The following is an 18961-nucleotide window of genomic DNA, read 5'->3' on the forward strand; positions in this document are numbered from 1 at the left end:
ATGGAGGACCGTATCGACAGACCCGACCCCGATGCGCTTCTGCGTCAGGCCACCCATGAGCTGGGAGGAACGCGCGGCAGGCTGAAGATTTTCATCGGCGCGGCCCCCGGCGTGGGCAAAACCTTCGAGATGCTCACAACGGCGCATCGGCTCCTGAGGGATGGCGTTGACGTCGTGGCGGGCGTCGTCGAAACGCACGGACGATCCGAGACTGCGGCTCTACTCGACGGTCTGGAGGTCGTGCCCCGCCGTGTCGTAGCTTACCGGGGCCAAACACTGACTGAGATGAATCTGGACGCGATCCTCGCCCGTCAGCCCCGGCTGGTGCTGGTTGATGAACTGGCGCATACGAATGCGCCAGGCAGCCGTCATCCGAAACGCTGGATGGATGTCGAGGAACTGCTCGCGGCCGGAATTGATGTCTTTACTACGGTCAATATCCAGCATCTGGAGAGCCTGAACGACGTTGTGGCAGGCATTACCCGGATCAGAGTGCGCGAGACCGTGCCTGATACGGTGATTGACCGTGCCGACGAGATCGAGTTGATCGATCTGACACCATCTGACCTTTTGCAACGGCTACGCGAAGGAAAGGTCTATACGGCGCCAACGGCCGCACGGGCGATGCGGAATTATTTCTCGCCGGGAAATCTGACGGCGTTGCGCGAACTCGCACTGCGGCAGACCGCTCGGCAAGTCGATGCTCAGTTGATCGACCATATGCGCTCGAATGCGATCAGCGGTCCATGGGCGGCGGGAGAGAGGATTCTTGTCTGCCTCACGCTCCAGGATGTCGACGGAAGCCTGCTGCGCTACGGACGGCGGCTGGCCGAGCGGTTTCACGCACCCTGGACAGTGCTGCATGTGGAGACCAGCCGGGAAGCCGGCGAGACAATTCGTCAACGCACGGCAAGCCAGATGCATCTCGCGCAGTCGATGGGTGCTGAGACGATCACGATACCGGGTCAGGATGTGGCGGCCGAGACGCTGGCCTGGACGCGGAGCCATAACGTCACGCAGATCGTGGCGGGGCGTCCCGCGCGCAGGCCCTGGACAAACTGGCTGACGCCGTGGACGTGGGCATCGGTGACGCGGATACTGGCCGACCGGGCCGGTGATATTCCGGTCCATATCGTGGGAGCGACCAATGGTCATGAGGGAACGGATGAAAAGCCGGAAAAGCGCCCGCTCGCCTTCGGCCCCTATATCGCGGCCACCGGCATTGTGGCGGGGGCGCTTGTTCTGTCCCTGGCGCTTCGTCACGGGATGGAAGTCCAGAACGTCTCGCTGACATTCCTGACGGCCGTACTCGGTATCGCGATCGGTTTTGGCCTCTGGCCATCACTCTATGCATCGGTTCTGGCGGTGCTGGCATTCAATTTTTTCTTTTTGCCGCCACTTTATACGCTCGTTATAGCAGATCCTGACAACATCGCGGCTCTCGCATTTTTTTCCATAACCGCTGTCACGGCCAGTCACCTTGGTAATCGGGTCCGCGCGCAGGCGATCGTCGCGCGGCATCGGGCGGAGATCACCGAATCATTGTACGAGTTCAGTCGTAAGCTCACCGGAGTCACATCAATGGATGAGCTTTTGTGGACGACCTGTCGGCAGATCGCTGAAATGCTCGACCGGCAGATCGTCATTCTTCTGCCGCGTGATGACAAACTTATCATCCGCGCCAGCGATCCGCCGGAAAAAAACCTGGACTCTGCTGATCTCGCTGCGGCGACATGGGCGTGGCGACATGATCGTGCGGCGGGACGGGGCTCGGATAATCTTCCGGGCGCACGCCGGTTGTTTGTTCCGTTACGGACAGCGCGTGGACCTATCGGGGTGGTCGGTCTGGATTCTGACGGTCCCGGGCTCCTGCTCGGGCAGGAACAGCAGCGTCTCGTCGATGCGTTGGGCGATCAGGCTGCACTTGCGATCGAGCGCATCATCTTGTCGCAGGATCTCGATCAGGCGCGTCTGCACGCAGAAACCGAACGTTTGCGTGGGGCGCTTCTTTCATCAATCTCGCACGATCTGCGCACGCCGCTTTCTTCTATTCTCGGTGCTGCGTCTAGTCTCGACAGTTATGATGCTTTGCTTGATGACAAGGACCGTAAAGAGCTTCTGATCACCATTCGTGAGGAGGCCGAACGCCTCTCGCGGTTCGTCGCCAATCTGCTCGACATGACGAGGTTGGAGGCGGGAGCTCTGATCCCGGCTCGACAACCATGCGACCTAGGCGAGGTTGCCGGTAGCGCACTGGCGCGTGCTTCCGTGATTCTCCGGCATCATCACGTGTCGCTCAAGGTCGCACCCGATCTGCCACTGGTCCCACTGGATGACGTTCTCGTGGAGCAGGCATTATTCAATATTCTCGATAATGCCGCGAAATATACGCCCGAAGGCACCAAGGTAGTGATCGAGATCTCGCGAGAAAGGGGGAGTCTCTGCCTGCGTCTGACCGACGAAGGATCTGGTCTGCCTGCCGATAATCCAAACCAGATATTCGACAAGTTCACGCGCATCCAGTTTGCTGATCGGCAGCGACCAGGAACGGGGCTGGGCCTTGCGATCGCCAAAGGTTTTGTCGAAGCTACGGGTGGCTCGATCACGGCGGGAAACCGTCTCGACCGCACAGGAGCTGTATTTACCTTAAGTTTTCCGATTGTAGCGGAGGTAGCAGGATGAGCGCGCCACGTGTCCTCGTTGTCGATGATGAACCTGCTATCCGGCGGCTTCTGCGCACCAGCCTTGCGACCCAGGACTGGCGTGTGATCGAGGCTGGAAACGGCATGAACGCGTTGGCGGCGGTGAAAGCTGAAGAGATCGACGTCGTGTTGCTTGATCTGGGACTGCCAGACATGGACGGCATCGAAGTTATTCGCCAGATGCGCCTGGCGTTGCCCACCTTGCCGATTGTCGTACTTTCGGTGCGCGATGACGAACGGGGCAAGGTCGCCGCCCTGGACCTCGGAGCGGATGATTATGTCACCAAACCTTTCGGCATGGCCGAGCTGGTTGCCCGGCTGCGCGCCGCGCTCAGACATGCTCTTCAGAAAGAGGGAACGATCCCGCTGTATGTCTCGGGTGATCTCAGCGTGGATCTCGTGCGCCGTATCGTGACCCGGAGCGGTAAGGAAGTTCATCTCTCGCCGCGAGAATGGGATATTCTACGCCTTCTTATCCGCCATGCAGGACGTGTCCTGACCCATAAGCATATATTGGGCCAGCTTTGGGGAGCGAACGGGGACGTCCAGCAACTTCGAGTGTATATCCGCCAAATCCGTCAGAAACTAGAAGAAAATCCGGAGCGGCCAACATACATCATCACAGAGACAGGAATCGGATATCGCTTGATAGACCCTATGAATCTCTAAATGAGAGAAATATAAATTGTTAGAATTTTCCAGATAGTATGAAAGAAAACTCGAAGAATTATCCTGTTTTACCCTGATTAAGGTTAACAGGAATCTAAAATGCTGGGGTTGATTCTGCGACGCGCAACGGGCCTTAGAGTTAAGTGGCAGACGACATCATGGATATGTCTCTATGGAAAGCATCCGGTCACTACGACGTGTCGTCAGTTAAGGCCTGCAATTGTGGCATCAGAGTTGTACTCTCTGGTTCCCTGTGATGATTGCTCTCCCCGGTTTCAGGGGGAGAAACAGATGCGGCGGAATGGCTTACGCGATGATCAGTCGGAACGGATACGGTGCTTTTCCAGCGTAGGGAAGTTTTGTTGCGCAAATCCGTGAGTGAGATTCACTCCATGAATCCAGTCTGGTATGCATCGCACCCGATTATGGAGATCGAGAGAGGTTGAACGGCGATATCGGTCGCTGTTCAGATCAGGTCTTGTAACTGCTTCAGGAACGCCGCGATGTTCGCCTCATCACGCCTGTAATAGGTCCAGGGGCCTATGCGTTGCGAGGTAACGAGTCTGGCACGTTGCAGCGTCGCCAGATACAGTGAAATGGTCGACTGGGAGAGACCTGCGTGCTCCTGGATGATGCTCACACACACACCCACCTGCTCTGGATCTACTTCCTGTTCAGGATAATTCTTACGTGGATCCTTGAGCTTTGCCAGGATCGCCAGCCGGGCGGGATTGTCCAGAGCTTTCAGGGCTTCATTGAAATCGACGCTCATGCTCCCTTATCTAGCGATGTTTTGCGATATTGCAATATATCGCTGCATTGGGAGCCGCGTCCAGATATGTCTGACGCGACTCATAAGCTTAGGGCTGGCAGGTAGGATAATCGGTGTACCCCTTGTCGGTGCCCCCATACATTGCCGTCGAATCCACCGGATTGAGCGGCCAGTCATGAGCGATGCGCTCCGGCAGATCAGGATTCGCGATAAAGGGACGGCCGAAGGCGATCAGGTCGCCCCAGCCCGCCTCGACCACGCGCACGCCGCGTGCGGGCGTGTACTTGCCAGCATAGATTACCTTGCCGGTGAAATTCTTCCGCACGTCCGCCCGGAAAGCCTCAGGCAGTTCAGGCGCGTTATCCCAGTCGGCCTCGGCAAGCGAAAGGTAGGCGACCCCGATTTCTTCGAGAACCTTCACGGCCTCGATATAGGTTGTGTGCGGATCTTCCTCGACCAGACCAAGATAAACGCGATCCTCCTCGGTGGTCGCGAACAGCGGAGCAAATCGCACCCCCATCCGCTCCTTGCCGACGACATCGGCCACGGCCTGCGTCACCTCGCGCAGGAACCGCAGGCGGTTCTCCAGCGAGCCGCCATATTCATCGTCGCGCCTATTGGTGTGGACGGAGATGAACTGGTTCACCAGATATCCGTTCGCGCTGTGGATCTCCACGCCATCGAAGCCTGCTTCGAGAGCGTTACACGCCGCCTGGGCGTAGAGTTGCACCAGTTCCTTGACCTCCGCGGTGGTCAGCGCACGTGGCGCGGACGGCAGCACAAGCGCCCCCTGGCCCGGACCCGTTTCAATGAACACCTTGACGTTGTCGGCAGGGATTGCCGACGGTGCGACAGGAGCGGCCCCGCCCGGCTGTAGTGAAGTGTGGGACACGCGCCCCACATGCCACAACTGCGCAAAGATGATCCCGCCCTTAGCGTGCACCGCATCGGTCACCTTGCGCCAGCCATCGACCTGTTCGGGACTGTAAATGCCTGGCGTCCAGGCGTAGCCCTGCCCACGTGGCTCGATCTGCGTCCCTTCAGTTACCATGAAACCAGCACCGGCGCGCTGACGGTAATAAGTCGCCATCAAATCGTTGGGAACGTTCCCTGGCTGGGAACTGCGGGAACGTGTGAGCGGCGGGAGAACGATCCGATTCTTCAATGTATAAGGACCAAGTTGAACGCTGTCGAAGAGAACCGAGTCGCTCATTTTTATATTCCTACATATCGAGAATTTTGGATGTTTAAAGACATGAAACGCCTTACAACGACTTGACCTCAGAACAGCCCGCAAGACGCCTCGTCGAGGTTCATTGGAGCGTAAGTCAAAGAGAACCGCCTAGCATTAGCATCGTGCATCTCCTTCAGGGGTAAGCGACATCGCCAATGTAACTATAAATCGAGATATGTCAATATATATAATTCAAGATGTGCATTGCCTGTGAACCCCGACGGGGTGATCACCAATCAATCGACAATGAGGATGTCGTCGTAGGTGCGGAAGATCCGGTTCGACAGCCAGGTATTGCGCATGAACTGCCAGACGTTTTCCACTGGATTAAGTTCGGGCGAGCGTGGCGGGAGCGGCAGGATGGTGATGTTGGCGGGGATATGGAGTTTCGGGCTGGTATGCCACGCTGCCTGATCGACGATGAGGATGGCGTGAGCGCCCGGTGCTACGGCCTGAGAAATCTCGTCGAGATGCCGGTTCATGGCGTGGCGGTTGCACCAGGGCAGGACGAGCGCCGCTCCCTTGCCCAGCGCCGGACAGATCGCTCCGAAGATCCAGGCCGAACGTGTGCGCTGATCAACAGGCGCATGTGGACGGGTGCCGCGTCTGGCCCATCGCCGCGTCAGCTTCGTTTTCTGGCCGACCCTCGCCTCGTCGCCCCACCAGAGTTCGACGGCGTTGCCGGGATGCCGGGCCCGGATCCCGACTATGACGTCGGGGAAGCTTTTTTAAAAATATCCTGGGCCTCGGGATCCTGGGCATGGTGCCGGGGGCGTCCCGTCAGAAGGCGGAAGTCGAGGCCCCGGATAACGGCGCTCAGCCGGCTGCGCGAAAGGGAGACGCCGAATTCCTCATAAAGCCATTGCCCCAGATCAGCCTGCCGCCAGCGCACCACCTCATGCACGGCAGCGATCGGGCCGTCCTCGATCCCGTGCATCAGGGCTTCCGGCATGGCTGGTGTCAGGCGGGGCGCGACACCGCCGCCATGATGATCCCGCACGCCATCCGGGCCCTCGGCGTTGAAACGTACCACCCAGTCCCGCACAATCTGCCGATCCGTCCCGGCCAGTCGTGCCGCGTCGGCGTCCGGCGCGGGAGAAGCGTGACGAGACGCTGGTCGGCGAAATTCGCCGGATCCGGGACGAGAACCTCGGCGTTTATGGCGTACGCAAGGTCTGACTCAATACAATCCGCCTCCGAGAAACCCGGCGCGGTTCACTGTTTATTCCCGACGTCGGACGGGATGAATATTTTTCCAAAATCCATCTTCTATATCGGGCAATAATACTTTTCTTATATCCAGACACGACAGAAGCTGCTGCCCGTTTCCGGGCAGCAACCACCTCGCGCAGGACTGGAAACGGCCACCGCGCGAGTGGGTCGTGGCCAAAACCCAGTTCGCCATCCTTTTCGGCGAACGCTTCACTCTCTGAATGAAAACCGGCCCCGCACAAAATCCATGACACTCCCCAGCCCGCAATCAGTTTGCCATAATGTTCGGCGAGCGCTTCGCCGCTTGAGTATCTGAAAACGCATGGGCCAGGCCAGATACACAGACTTCAGGACATTCCCCCTGAACATCGTGCCCAAACTCGCGGTCGGTGACGGGTCGCCCGGCTTCTGGAAAGCTCTGGACGAGGTCTTCCCATGCACCCGTCACCAGCGTTGCTGGTTCCACAAGATCGGCAATGTCGTGAACAAGTTTCCCAAACCTATGATCCCGACCGTCAAATCGGACCTGCGCGACATTCATCATGCCGGGCCGCGGCACAGGATGCTATGGCCATCTTCGTGGAGAAATACGCAACCAGATATCCGGCGGCCGTCAAATGCTTACCGCTGCTGGCTTTTTACGATTTCCCGGCCGAACACTGGGAGCATCTGCGCACAACTTCTTATGCCGGATGGCCAGAAAACTTTAATAACAAACGAAATGCTGTCGTAGCCAGACAGCAAATGCCTCCTCTTCCATACCACCTGAAGCAAGAGCCACCATAACCTCTACCGCCTCTGGTGCATGGACCTGAATACACACCCCATTCAGTCTCAAAAACAGTAAACAGCAACTCCAGGCCGTCCGTTTGTTAGCATCATTAAAAGGGTGGTTACGGGCTATGCCATAAGCATAGGCAGCCGACAGCGTAGCCATATCTGGCGCTTCACTCTCCGCATAATGCCAACGATTTTCTGGCCGCGCTAACGCGCTATGCAATAAGTCTTCACTTTTGACGCCTTGTGTTCCGCCATATTCCCTAAGAGCCTGGTCATGCATGAACAACACCACATCAGGTTCAAGAAACTCTGGTTTCTCCGCCATTACCGCTTAGCCAGCTCCTGAAGCACATCGGCCTGCTCTCGAAGCGTCTCACGCGCCATTTGCATCTGACGTTCCAACTTCAAATTACGCTTCACCAGCTTAATACCATCGGCCATCTCAACGAGTGTGAGTTCCTGCCCTACTTCCAGACCCAGCCGAATACGTGTTTCAGCAGGAAGAGTAATTCCGATAGAATTTCCCTGTTTCCGCACAACAACTGTTTCCATGACCCATCTCCGTAATACGGTCCGTATTACATAGCAGAGACTATTGGCGCTATTCAACAACGAAACACCGAATGCGACTGGCAGAAACACATGCACCATTTTTGCACCACATCGAGGAAGATTTCAGGTGACAAACAGTGATCTGACGTGACACAAATACCATTGTTAATCATATAGTTGGAAAGATAAACGGCAGATGACTGCGGATACTTTTTGCCCTTTCACGGCGGTAACACGGGTTCGAATCCCGTACGGGACGCCACTCCCGTCCAAAACTGCGAACTTTTGGGTTCAGTTTAGGACGGTCTGAGACGAGCTGGTTCATCAGCCTGTCTTTTCTTCCAAAAATGCGGATTTCCCTGTCATCGACCTCTATGCGATCGACGATCGCGCGGAGATATTCCTTGCGCATGGCGACGGGACCATCGGCCAGCTTCGTCCGCAGGTCACAAGAGAAGCGTTCGATCATTTCGTCGGTAATGGCCGGCACGACCATCGCCGGGGCTTCTGCCATCGCGCAGAGACGGCTGGCCTCATCCCGCCGGGCTTTGAGTGCATCAAGTCGTTCCTTGAGCATGGGATCGGTGACATCGACAACGCCGTTTTCGATAGCCGCGTACATTCTCTGCAACTTCTGCTCGGCTTCACGGGACGCGTTACGCAGGCTCTCCTGACGGACGGCATCACGATTCTGGTTGGCGGCATAGTGTGCCAGAAGCGCCTCCAGAATCACGCCAAGCCTGTCCTTCGTGAGCAGACGGGTGGCGAGATGCTCCATAACCAGCGTATCGAGCAGATCCATCCGGATGCTCCGTCCCTTGCAGGCCGTCTTTCCCTGCCGGGCCTGCGTCGCGCAGGTATAATAGCGATAACGACCGTATTTCCCTGTCCGCAACGTCATCCCGCCGCCACAGGTGGCGCAGACTGCCAGCCCCGTCAGCAGACATGGACCATTGACGATCCGGGGTGCCGTCACACGCGGTGCGTTCTGTTTCAGACGCTGCTGCACCTCCAGAAACTCACTGCGGGGAATAATGACAGGAGCATCCATGGTGATCACGTCATCCGACGCTTTCTTCCGTCCCGTTTTCGCTTCGACCACGTTGAACGCATGCGTGCCCGCATAGGTCTCGCGCGTCAGCACGTCATGAATGAATTTGCAGGAAAACCGCGAGCCGGTTTGAGTGCGGTATCCTTTTGCATTGAGGTGGCTGACGATCGCCTTGATGCCGAGCCCGCCGGACTGTCCGTCTCCATCACGGTAGAGCCCGAAGATGAGCCTGACCGTCTCCGCCTGAATGGGGTCGATCTCCAGCTTCTTCTTGACTTTCTGCCCACGACGCTCCGCTTCTACCGTGCGATAGCCGAAGGGCGGGCGGGAGCCGTTCCAGAACCCCTGCCGGGCGTTCTCGTTCATCGCGCGCAGTGTATGCTTGGCATTTTCACGGGACTGATATTCATCGAACAGCGCCAAGATCTGACGGATCATGGTGCCAGAAGAATCATTTTCCAGTTCCTGCGTGATCGAGACGAGCCTGATCTCCTGCTTCGCAAGACGTCTGACGTTGAACTCCAGATCAAAGTGATTCCGGAAAAAACGGCTGAAAGAATGCACAACGACAACATCGAAACGCCTTGGTTTTTCTGAGGCCACTTCCATCAGTTTCTGAAATTCCGGTCTCCTGTCATCTGTTGCCGAGGCTCCCGGCTCGATAAAGACTTCAGCGACCTCCCAGCCTTTCGCGGCACAATAGGCTTCAGTCTGGCGCTGCTGATCGGGAATTGACAGGTCGTGCTCGGCCTGCCGCCCTGTTGAGACGCGCAGATAAAGGGCTGCGCGCAGGGACGGCAGTGGCCGGAGGGGGCTCGAAGCAAGGGGCAAGGATGTCATGGCAAAACCTCATCAGAATATCGATTTCCGCTTTGTCGACGGGGATTTCTGGCGGCAGATCGTCCTGAACCCGCCAGTTCTGCATTTTGTGGGAGAGTGCCACGGACCGCCGCCCTGAACCAGAGTCGATCTGCCTATGCCGGACTGGTTCGCCCCGTCGGGGCAATATCGCGCGATTCATGAGCGCGTATCCACAACCGGAGTGCCGATAGTCTTCTGCCTGAAAGTAATGGATCTCTGAATGTGATTATTAATACTTTCAGTTACTATAAAACGCGATCTGCCTATTTTTATCGTGACTATCCTGCCTAATGCAGCAAGTCTGTATGCTGTTTCACGTGAAAATCCGAATAATTCAGCAGTCTTACCAACGCCAATTACTTCCGAGAAATTGAATATTTCCTGCATCGATGCTGCTTTCAACTCGCACTTCGTTGAAAGCAGCATCGATGAGGGCACGGGAAACAAAAACTGCAATTTCCGTTGCATTTTTCGGATCGAAACGAGAAATGACCCGGCATGATGTGCACGGCCTGCCGTTCCGGTCACATCGCACTCGTATTTCCTGCGCTTATTCTACGAAAAACAGACTGGAGAGAGATTTGTCCGTTCCCGCGCCCGGTCGAACCGCTTTGCGGAAAAAACTGAATTCTGGCTTCAGGCCGCTCCAGGCACACGGCGGTTCCTGTGCAGCACGGGCTGCGTCAGGAGTTCATTCCGGCTTGCTATGCTGCGGTTCATAACCACCCAGTATGTTAAGAATTTTTTTGGGTAGTGGCGGAAGAACCAGAACAGGAGGTTTCATGCACGCAGGTTTTTCTTTTTCTCCCATGTCCGTTGCTACCGGGGAGACATCCGGGGAAGGTAGCTCGGGAGCAGCCATACCTACCTTGTCAGCGACGTCCTCTGTCCGATCACCATATATGTGTGGATCATAAGCGTAGCCATAGACCGGATCCCGCCGTGCAACAGACCCGTCATCCCGAATGACATCCAGTTCCTGCCCGATCACCTCTGGCAGAGAAAGATCACTCTGCAGCCACGCGATATCCGAAGCGCGGAGCAGAGACCGGCTTCCCGGGGCGGAAGGCTTTTTCAGACCCCAGTCCTGAAACCACAGCGCATAACCAAGCGTCGCCCGGGTCATACCTCCATCCCGCGGATCGTCCATGAAACTCCGGCCCGCTGTCAGATAGCCAGGATCAGTTTCACATGTCGGGCGGTAGGGAGGCCACACGTCGTCCGTGGGATGTATCGGCAGATAGGCACGGCAGGCCAGAACATCCATGGCGGCGAGAATATGCGCGACAGGTCTGAAATATTTAATCATCTCCGCAAGCGTGCGTTTGCTGAGATGATTCTTTTCTCTCTCGTTGTTTTCCTGTTCCTCGCTGGCTTCCCGTTTTCTTTTTCTCAGCACGCGCGAAGGGGTGGAGGACTCCATCACATAATCATCAATAGTGCTGAACGGATCAATCCCCCTGTCCCCCGCCTGAAACACGTGCAGGCAACGCTCCCACGATATGGGTATGTCGGGATGATGCAGCGACAGACGGGCGGCGATATGCACCGCCCGGCCAATGTAGCGGCAGCCCTCTTCAATGATGGTGGCCCGGATCGCACTATATTCTGAAAAACCGTACCGTGGCATGGCCGTTTTCAGCCTCGTGCCGATATCGGCAATCCGCATCTGCAACCGCCAGAGATCATGCTCCTGATAGAGGTTCTGGAGTTCGAGAGCCCTGTCGAGACTGGAGAGCGGCTGCGTGTGGATCTGGTCGTGCAGTTTCCGCCTGACCGAGCCAAGATCATCCAGCGTCTGGAGGTCGAACGGCCTGAGAAAATCCAGGAACTGCCGCCCCGATGTGCGCTGGCAGGCCAGCAACTGCAGATGCTGCCGTTCCAGAAGCATCATTTCCAGATGGAGACAGTCGTCCGTGACGGGAGATGACCTGTCACGGCTATCGGAGCACATGGTGCTGTGTTTCTGCACCCTGCTCCGGCGCCCGGCCGTAAAATCCCTTTCGGCAGCGACGAGAAGACCCTGAAGAGCAAAATTGTCGCTCTCGCACAGTCGATCGGAATCGAAGAAAACCGGAACTTTTTCTGACGTTATTCCCGCTTTTCTCGTGGACATAACTGATCTCTTCCGGTTAGCAGTTTTCAATGTCACGGCGTACAGTCAACGAGACTAAATTCCCGTGAAGTGACGTGATCGTCTGCTTGAGCCCATTAATGTTCATGTATTTGACGCGCTTGCGCGGATGTCTCCTCCGTGCTCTGACTTTCCGTTTCATCATATCTGTAACCATTTCGAACCGGCATAATAAACTCGTGTAGTAGCTGTCGTATGTCTTCTTTCAGAAGATGGGAATCCTTACCATCTTCTGACACGCGCACAGGAAGTGGTTCCTCGCTAAAGACACGATGAAAATGTTCAAGAATATCAAAGTTATCCATCGCCATCTGCATAAGACCGAATAAATCTCTTTTTCCAAAATCTGAGAGGATCAGAAATCGTAAAAGAGCAGCTTCGTCCTTTTTCGGTCTCGCTATGCCGATTTCTGACATCTTGTCATGAGTTGTTATGCGATTTCGTTTCTTCCCAATTTTTCTTACGTCAATGATCATTTTTGAGAGACCATATCTCATCTTAACAAGTAGCGAGAGGCATTCTTCTATGCCCAATCTGTCAACAAGAGATTCAGTGATTCTGTAGTTTCCCAGATTCAATTCAATCTTCCGAAATATATCTAATAAATATATTTTTCGAGTGGCCATTTCCTCGGTAAACTGCGGGAAATATGCTTTTAGAGAGTTACGCTGGTGCGGGGGATATAAAGGAGCGATACCAAACCCGTAGACTGACTGCTGCATTGTCCGATAGTGCCAGTTTGCAAAAAAGCCCATCCATAGAAATGCAGCAATGCGTAGTGGCGCCCGGACCGAAACTGGCTTCGGAGAACCGGTGAGATTTGTTTCGGACAGGCCGGGATGAATACTCATCGCACCAGCCAAACGTACTGTGGAAATAAAGCGAACTTCTGCTTCTGGCAAAGGGTATGTTTGCAGTATCTCCATAAATAGATTACGCGTACAGTCGATAAAACCAATCTTCTCCTGATTTCGTCTGCAAAAATCGAAAAAACGGGCCATCAGAATGTGCTGTGTTCGTGATGGGTCGAAAACAAACCCGATGTATCCATCAAATACGTTTGAAGACGTATCTTCTCTGACAAGAGTATTCAAACCATCAAGTATACTCTCATCCATTTTAAGTATGGCACGCTTTGCTATTGCATCTATTGCCGCCTTCCCATCAGGACCCAGAATCTGTTTCGAGAGTATCTCGGCACGTCCAGGCATGATGCGGCCGCCAGTTTCGCGGATGAATTCGACAACTTCCACTGAACCAAGTCGCGCCTCATCGTACGGAGTGTGGTGTGCCATGATCAACAAACCTCCATCAAAAGTATGCGTGGAAAATAATTACTTTTCCAAGCGGCTTTAAAAGAAAAAGACCCACTCTAGACTACACAAATCAGGATTTTATCTGGCATCACAAGAAATGACTGCCTTCTTTTCCTGTCACTCTTTGCGTCGCTTTCCAGACCATAGCACACTCATTTTTCAGACATTTTCTATGTACTCTTGTTTTTTTTCCTCAAAATCAGGAAAAATTTCAGATAGGCATCATGTTGCAAACATTACTCACAAAATCGTGAATTAAATCCAGACTTTAAAAAATATCAAAATATAACAAGTCATTATGTCTTTTTGACTCAGGTAATTATCGTGACATTGCGGAGAAAAGTCGCAAAAAGACGCTCAATCTAATTAAAAAAAATTTACCATTTTTTTCTTGATTTGAGGCTCGGAATAATAATTTGACCTGACCGAGTCAAAGTCCTTTTGGAAATCAGTCATCGAACGCCAAATCGGCGTTACCGAGTACACGCATAGCATCGGAAAGCAGCCGATTCCCATCACGCCTCGTCAATGTGGAAGTTTTCCTCCGCGTTCAGTTCGGCGCTGTCAGTCTTTCCCAAAAAGACTCCCAGAGACATCCAGTGGCATGCGCTTTGGAAAAGACTGCCGTATTGTCATTATGAATCGATACATTCGTTTTTTTCGCACTTGAGTCTGCAGCGTTGAATCAGATAGCGAACTGCTCCCAGAGCAAAATCGGCAGACAAATCCCGTTTTCTGCATCAAGACACCTGAAAAAAGGGCCTTCACAGCATACTATCTTTCCCGAAAACGGCGGCCTTCATAGTATGCACGAATCAGATTCCAATCTGCTCAGGAGACCAGATCGGCAGAAAACTCCTGTTTTCTGCACCAAGACACCTGAAAAAAGGGTCTTCGCAGCATACTGTCTTTCCCGACAACGGCTGTCTTCATAGTATGCACGAATCAGATTCCAATCTGCTCAGGAGACCAGATCGGCAGAAAACTCCTGTTTTCTGCATCAAGACACCTGAAAAAAGGGTCTTCGCAGCATACTGTCTTTCCCGACAACGGCTGTCTTCATAGTACGCACGAATCAGATTCCAATCTGCTCAGGAGACCAGATCGGCAGAAAACTCCTGTTTTCTGGACCTGCACCCCAGAAAAAAAGGGGCTTCCCAGCATACTGTATTCGCAGAAAATGGCTGTCTTCATAGTATGCACGAATCACTTATCCCGCCAAACAAACCAAAAACCGCAGAAAACCTAACGATCCGTCCCAGATCGTTACCCAATCGCACAAAACTACGACCATTGCCGCCATAAAACCCTCGACAATGGCCGCACAGGCCGGTCTGGAAACCCGCCCGCATAAGAACCCTCGGATTCCTGCCCGGCCGGCCTACAGACCGTTTCTAAGACCTGTTTGCGGTATGATCGACGAACACATGCACCACAAAAACTCCAGAACGGGTCAAATCTATCCCCGCAAGGGATTTAAGGCACGATACCGCATTTTGGTGCGCAGGGCGCACGCAAAACGCCGAAAAACGACGGTTTTCTGCCATTTTTCGCATGGTCCTTCGAACGTCGCCGGATGCGCGCCTGACGGCGCGACTTTGACCCCGTCAAAGTCTGCATCCGGGAAACCGGAAGACGAGGGCTGAGAGAAGATGGTCGGACAGAGAGACATCCCCGGTTCTGAGGGCTGGCGATGAAGGGACTGGTCCCTTCGTTCCCAGAGAGAAGGACGTGGCGTTTGGGCCTGTGTGCTCCCGCCGTGTCCTTCCTCGCCTTTCAGGACATGTTTCATGACACGAATTTCGTCTTCCTTTTTCTCTCCTGCCTCGCCGGTCAGTGCGTTGCGCTCTGACGTGGGACAGCTCACGTCCCTTCGCCTGCGTCTGCTCAGCTGGTGGCCGGCCAGACCCATGACCGGCTTTGCCGAGGGCAGCCGCTTCGTGGTCGTGGTGCAGAATATCCTCTGGACCCCGCTCACCGTTTCTACTGTATGGGATTACGTCCGCACGATGGAGTTGCATCATGACGCCAACGGACGGCTGTGCTTCGATGAACCGCTGGTCTTTGCCGAAGATGGCATGGACGCACCGAACGCCATCGCCGTCTTCAACTACCATTTTCTGCGGCGCTTCCTCGCGGAGGATGATCCGGCTCTGACCCTGCCGGGTCTGTGCCTGTATCGCGCGGCCGGGGAACTCTGGCCGCATCTAATGTTCCATACCCCGATGAGTCTGATCGTGCATGCCGCGTCCAGCGGGCGACTGGCGGGTCTCGTCCCTGAAGATCTTCTGGGACTGACCGACCCGCAGAGGGATCTGATGCTGTTTGACGCTCTGAGCCGGCAGATCAACCCATCGGACCTGATCTGCCTGTCGGCCTCCACAGCGGTGGATGCTGCCCCTGTCATCAACGGTCTGGCTGTGGACCCACACTGGTTCAGCACGGCGTGCGCGCCCGGCTACAGCCTGCAGGCCGGCCTGGAACATCTCGGTGTGCTCGAATGTCCCGAAGAGGATGATCTACTGCCGTTCGATCTGTCCTTCCGGGGCCACTGAACGCTTTTTCTTTCCCTATCTCCACCACCTGTTTTTTTCATGGCCTGCCTCAGACGGCTTTTTCGGACACCGGACGTTTCCAGACGTCCCGGTGTCGATCTGCGTCTGCAGGGCAGGCAGGAACAAGGATTATCCGCTATGTCTGCTGACCATTTCTCTCTGCCCCGCACTGGCCTCGACCGGCTGATTGATGTCTGGCTGCAGATGCACGACGTGCTGCTGCCCGCCCTGTGTGTCGCCCGCGATGACGGTCCGGACGACACGCTGCACTTTGGCCGCCCGCTGGAAGGCCATGTGCTGCTGCTCGGCGATCTCCTCGAAGATTTTGGCGAGACGCTTCAGGATGTCATGGACAGTCCCGCTTCGGCGTGAATGCCGGCCTCTGCTCTGCCTCTTTCTGGTCGTCAGGCCATCCTCCTCAAACCCAGATCAACACTCTGCCATCAGACAGAAACCGTTCTGTCCGATGGCTCTGCACAGGATTTTCACCATGCGTTCTCAGATTACACGCCACCAGACAGGCCGACATGGCGTATCCCGTGCCACCCGCCGTCTTCGCCACACCCGTCGTCTCTCGCCGTGGGATGCAACGGACGAGGACCTGCAGTTCATGGCAGCACTCACCGAACGGCTGGGCGCACCGCCGGTCTCGAACATGATGCGTTATTGCGGCCCGGAAGCGCGGCATCTGGACCAGCTAGGCGAAAGCCTCGGCGACTGGCGGCGGATGCTCGAAGCACTCGCCCGGCGTTATCCGGATCTGCCGCAATCGGGACAGCGGGCGTCCGACGGCACGATACTGGATTCTGCGCCCGAGCGCATCGTCTGGGAGACCCTCGTGCAGATGGTTCCCGATGAACTGGAGCTGTGCTGCCATCCCTGGCTGGAAGAAGGGCGTTATCTGCGCAGCGATTTCGGTCTCTGTGCACCGGACGATAACACCCCTCTGGTGTGCATCGAGGTGATGGGCATGCTGGGCTCCGACCGGATCTGCCGGGCGGACGTCGAGGAAGCCTCTCTGGACCGTCTGGCGAAGAAGGAAGACTGGTTCAGTCAGCCGGACCGTCCGCTGCTGCGGGTGATCTGGCTCGACATGATGGCGCACCCGGACTGGCTGGAGGCAATCTGTTCAGAAGCCATCGAAGCGGCTGTCGCTCAGCTTGTCTGCAACGGGGAGGAACGTCGCACATCGGTGCCGGATCGTAGTGCACGATATGGGAAGCGACGTTCTCTTCCTGTTTCACGCTGGCGAACGCGTGAGTGAGAAATGGCAGCCAGCCTTCCTTTTTTAGAAGGCTGGTTATCATTCAGTCCTTTTTGTCATCCTGTGGCGGCAGCAGTTCAGGCTTTCTCTCGTCCTGCTGTGTGTCAACCTTCTGTGCCTTCTCGATCCTGGTTGCACGCCACAGCAGGACGGGAGCGGCAAGGAGAAACAGAATGCCGGAACCGGGCGTGAAATAGAGATGGAAGGTCGAGAACGCAAAAAAGAAGCTGCTTGTCTCTGTCTGCGATGATTGCAGAAAAACATAGATTTTGACGAGACAGAACAGCGTCATGCCCCATGACGCACGATCACAGTAAAGACGGGGGATATTGAAGGAGGCGCGCCGACGACTGAGGTAGGAGGCACCAAAACAGGCGATGGTCAGCCAGAGTATGATGCCCAGAATACGAAACCCGCTGAAACCGGCTTGCTGAACCGAATTCATGCCGCGTTCGACATGGCGGTAAGCGCAGGACAGAACCCCCGCCAGAACGGTGCTGCCCAGCGCAACCAGGACAAGTTCATCCGGGGTCTCCCAGAACAGACCCAACCGGGCCCTGATCCCTTCGAAATCGATGTCGTGGCTGTTCATGACGGGTTCTTTTTGTTCCGTTCGTTGCGCGCAGTTCAGTATTTCACGACGGCGTCACAGTCCCTGACGGTTCTGTTCACAGCGACCGTTTTTTCGGAGATCGTGTGATCCTTTTCATTGATCCGGAACAGCACGCGGTTGCCCTCTTGCGGAGCAGTCCGATCTTTTGGGTTTTCCTCGTTGTTACTGTAAAAACAGCCGTGTTTTGTGGAATGATGGCTTTCCGGCGCACCTGTGCTGTCAAAGGTCAGGGCATAGGTGGTGCAGCGCAGAGGCACATTTCCGGCGTTCACGTCATTCGCAGCCTGATCGCACGCGCTGTTGTAAGGCACGAACGCGACGATGGTCCGGTCGTCCGATGTCCTGAAAACCTGATAAAGCATCGGTGTGTAGTCAAAATTCCCCAGCGCGTCCTTTATCCCGGCACTGCGGAGTTTCCGGATAAGGTCATAGGGTGGCACGCCGTTCTGGTGGTCATTGGCGCTGCTGTTGGGGAAATTCCCCTGCGCCGCCTGTTTCCAGTTACCGTTGCTGGCCGGATCGCTGAGCGCCAGAAGCGGCGATGACATGTCGGCTGGACTCATGGAGGCCGCTGAGGCCAGAGCCGGTGCTGTGGTCATCGCAAGGGCCAGAGCAATGGCTGAAAGACGTTTGCTGGTCATGTTGAGGCCTTCCCGAGGAGCCTGACATCGTCATCAGTCCTCTGTTTTGCATTTTGAAAGAAAAGAGTTTTTCGAAGACAGATATTCAGTCGATCCCGTAGAACTTCCGCCGTTCTTCTGCGGTCCTGCATTTTTCCAGCATCGGCCTGCGGGGATAGACCCAGGCGGCAAGCCCGAAACAGAACACGATGACCGGATGAAAGGGGATCGATATGACGATCCCGCAGATGACGCAGACGCAGGCACAGAACAACGTCATGTCACGAAGCTCCTTGCGGTTTGCGGCTTCTTCCGCGCCATATTCTTCTTCATAGGCGGCAAGGCGGGCAGCCTTTTTATCGACGCCGCTCTCACCGGGCTGCAGAATGGTATCATTGAGGGGCATCGTGCTCTCCCGGTCAGTCATGACGGTGGAACAGAAACATGCACGCGAGATAGGAGCAGATCATGATGAGGCTCGGAGAGAGGACATCACTCGTTATGAGCCAGTCGCTGAATTTATTCAGGTACACCAGCAGGATGATCCCGCCCACCACGACGACGAAGACAAGGGCTGTCAGAAGCAGCATGTCAGGATGCTCCTGCGCCATAACGGACAGGAAGCA

General features: G+C 55.4%; 17 protein-coding genes and 2 pseudogenes. 6 read left to right on the forward strand and 13 right to left on the reverse strand.

All coding sequences use genetic code 11. The features are described from left to right. Together LKE90_RS08105 and LKE90_RS08110 are read left to right on the forward strand one after the other, a co-directional pair. On the forward strand, positions 1 to 2682 hold the full coding sequence (locus tag LKE90_RS08105; RefSeq protein ID WP_291494678.1) for a sensor histidine kinase: 2682 nt from the start codon (positions 1 to 3) through the stop codon (positions 2680 to 2682). Then, complete coding sequence (locus tag LKE90_RS08110; protein WP_291494679.1) at positions 2679 to 3371, forward strand: response regulator; 693 nt, start codon at positions 2679 to 2681, stop codon at positions 3369 to 3371. The genes LKE90_RS08105 and LKE90_RS08110 overlap by 4 nt, the downstream gene beginning before the upstream one ends. A gap of 466 nt (positions 3372 to 3837) precedes the next feature. On the opposite strand, the gene LKE90_RS08115 is transcribed toward LKE90_RS08110, so the two are convergent. From LKE90_RS08115 to LKE90_RS08125, 3 genes and pseudogenes are all read right to left on the reverse strand, one after another. Then, positions 3838 to 4143, reverse strand: a complete 306-nt coding sequence (locus tag LKE90_RS08115) for an ArsR/SmtB family transcription factor (protein ID WP_291494680.1) — start codon at positions 4141 to 4143, stop codon at positions 3838 to 3840. 88 nt (positions 4144 to 4231) lie between these two features. After that, positions 4232 to 5356, reverse strand: coding sequence for an alkene reductase (locus tag LKE90_RS08120; protein ID WP_291494681.1), 1125 nt, complete (start codon positions 5354 to 5356; stop codon positions 4232 to 4234). A gap of 269 nt (positions 5357 to 5625) precedes the next feature. Beyond that, positions 5626 to 6470 (reverse strand): annotated as a pseudogene (locus LKE90_RS08125) (IS630 family transposase); the annotation flags it as partial. Between the two features lie 462 nt (positions 6471 to 6932). Between LKE90_RS08125 and LKE90_RS08130 the strand changes: the two are divergent. Beyond that, a pseudogene (locus tag LKE90_RS08130) lies at positions 6933 to 7273 on the forward strand (transposase); the annotation flags it as partial. A 22-nt stretch (positions 7274 to 7295) separates the two neighbouring features. On the opposite strand, the gene LKE90_RS08135 reads toward LKE90_RS08130, so the two are convergent. The 6 genes from LKE90_RS08135 to LKE90_RS08160 all read right to left on the reverse strand — a co-directional run bounded on the left by LKE90_RS08135 (position 7296) and on the right by LKE90_RS08160 (position 13262). Next, positions 7296 to 7694, reverse strand: coding sequence for a type II toxin-antitoxin system death-on-curing family toxin (locus LKE90_RS08135; RefSeq protein ID WP_291494682.1), 399 nt, complete (start codon positions 7692 to 7694; stop codon positions 7296 to 7298). Continuing rightward, entirely contained in the window at positions 7694 to 7921 is a 228-nt protein-coding gene (locus LKE90_RS08140) for an AbrB/MazE/SpoVT family DNA-binding domain-containing protein (protein ID WP_025826032.1), read from the reverse strand. Before LKE90_RS08140 ends, LKE90_RS08135 begins: the two co-directional genes overlap by 1 nt. Before the next feature lie 169 nt (positions 7922 to 8090). Continuing rightward, a complete protein-coding gene (locus tag LKE90_RS08145) occupies positions 8091 to 9812 on the reverse strand; it encodes a recombinase family protein (RefSeq protein ID WP_291494683.1) in 1722 nt (573 codons plus the stop codon). A gap of 177 nt (positions 9813 to 9989) precedes the next feature. Then, the gene (locus tag LKE90_RS08150) at positions 9990 to 10361 is read right to left on the reverse strand and encodes a helix-turn-helix domain-containing protein (protein WP_291494684.1); all 372 of its coding nucleotides are present in this window, start codon (positions 10359 to 10361) and stop codon (positions 9990 to 9992) included. Positions 10362 to 10524: 163 nt separating this feature from the next. After that, on the reverse strand, positions 10525 to 11949 hold the full coding sequence (locus tag LKE90_RS08155; RefSeq protein ID WP_291494685.1) for a hypothetical protein: 1425 nt from the start codon (positions 11947 to 11949) through the stop codon (positions 10525 to 10527). Between the two features lie 95 nt (positions 11950 to 12044). Beyond that, positions 12045 to 13262 (reverse strand): hypothetical protein, encoded by a 1218-nt coding sequence (locus LKE90_RS08160; protein ID WP_291494686.1) that lies wholly within the window; start codon positions 13260 to 13262, stop codon positions 12045 to 12047. A 1811-nt stretch (positions 13263 to 15073) separates the two neighbouring features. Here LKE90_RS08160 and LKE90_RS08165 point away from each other — a divergent pair. The 3 genes from LKE90_RS08165 (at position 15074) to LKE90_RS08175 (ending at position 17102) form a co-directional block, all read left to right on the forward strand. Then, the gene (locus tag LKE90_RS08165; protein ID WP_291494687.1) at positions 15074 to 15838 is read left to right on the forward strand and encodes a hypothetical protein; all 765 of its coding nucleotides are present in this window, start codon (positions 15074 to 15076) and stop codon (positions 15836 to 15838) included. Between the two features lie 138 nt (positions 15839 to 15976). Beyond that, complete coding sequence (locus LKE90_RS08170) at positions 15977 to 16210, forward strand: hypothetical protein (protein ID WP_291494688.1); 234 nt, start codon at positions 15977 to 15979, stop codon at positions 16208 to 16210. Positions 16211 to 16328: 118 nt separating this feature from the next. Next, positions 16329 to 17102, forward strand: coding sequence for a hypothetical protein (locus LKE90_RS08175; RefSeq protein WP_291494689.1), 774 nt, complete (start codon positions 16329 to 16331; stop codon positions 17100 to 17102). A gap of 43 nt (positions 17103 to 17145) precedes the next feature. Here the strand turns inward: LKE90_RS08175 and LKE90_RS08180 are convergent, their stop codons facing one another. The 4 genes from LKE90_RS08180 to LKE90_RS08195 all read right to left on the reverse strand — a co-directional run bounded on the left by LKE90_RS08180 (position 17146) and on the right by LKE90_RS08195 (position 18925). Further along, positions 17146 to 17694 carry a hypothetical protein gene (locus LKE90_RS08180; RefSeq protein WP_291494690.1) on the reverse strand — a complete coding sequence of 183 codons (549 nt, stop codon included), beginning with the start codon at positions 17692 to 17694 and terminating at the stop codon, positions 17146 to 17148. Positions 17695 to 17729: 35 nt separating this feature from the next. Continuing rightward, a complete protein-coding gene (locus tag LKE90_RS08185; RefSeq protein ID WP_291494691.1) occupies positions 17730 to 18356 on the reverse strand; it encodes a hypothetical protein in 627 nt (208 codons plus the stop codon). An 85-nt stretch (positions 18357 to 18441) separates the two neighbouring features. Next, the gene (locus LKE90_RS08190; RefSeq protein WP_291501404.1) at positions 18442 to 18741 is read right to left on the reverse strand and encodes a hypothetical protein; all 300 of its coding nucleotides are present in this window, start codon (positions 18739 to 18741) and stop codon (positions 18442 to 18444) included. A 13-nt stretch (positions 18742 to 18754) separates the two neighbouring features. Then, complete coding sequence (locus LKE90_RS08195) at positions 18755 to 18925, reverse strand: hypothetical protein (RefSeq protein ID WP_291494727.1); 171 nt, start codon at positions 18923 to 18925, stop codon at positions 18755 to 18757. Between the last annotated feature and the right edge of the window lie 36 nt (positions 18926 to 18961).

The sequence above is a fragment of the Acetobacter sp. genome (assembly GCF_022483985.1).
In the GTDB taxonomy this organism is placed as follows: Bacteria; Pseudomonadota; Alphaproteobacteria; order Acetobacterales; family Acetobacteraceae; genus Acetobacter.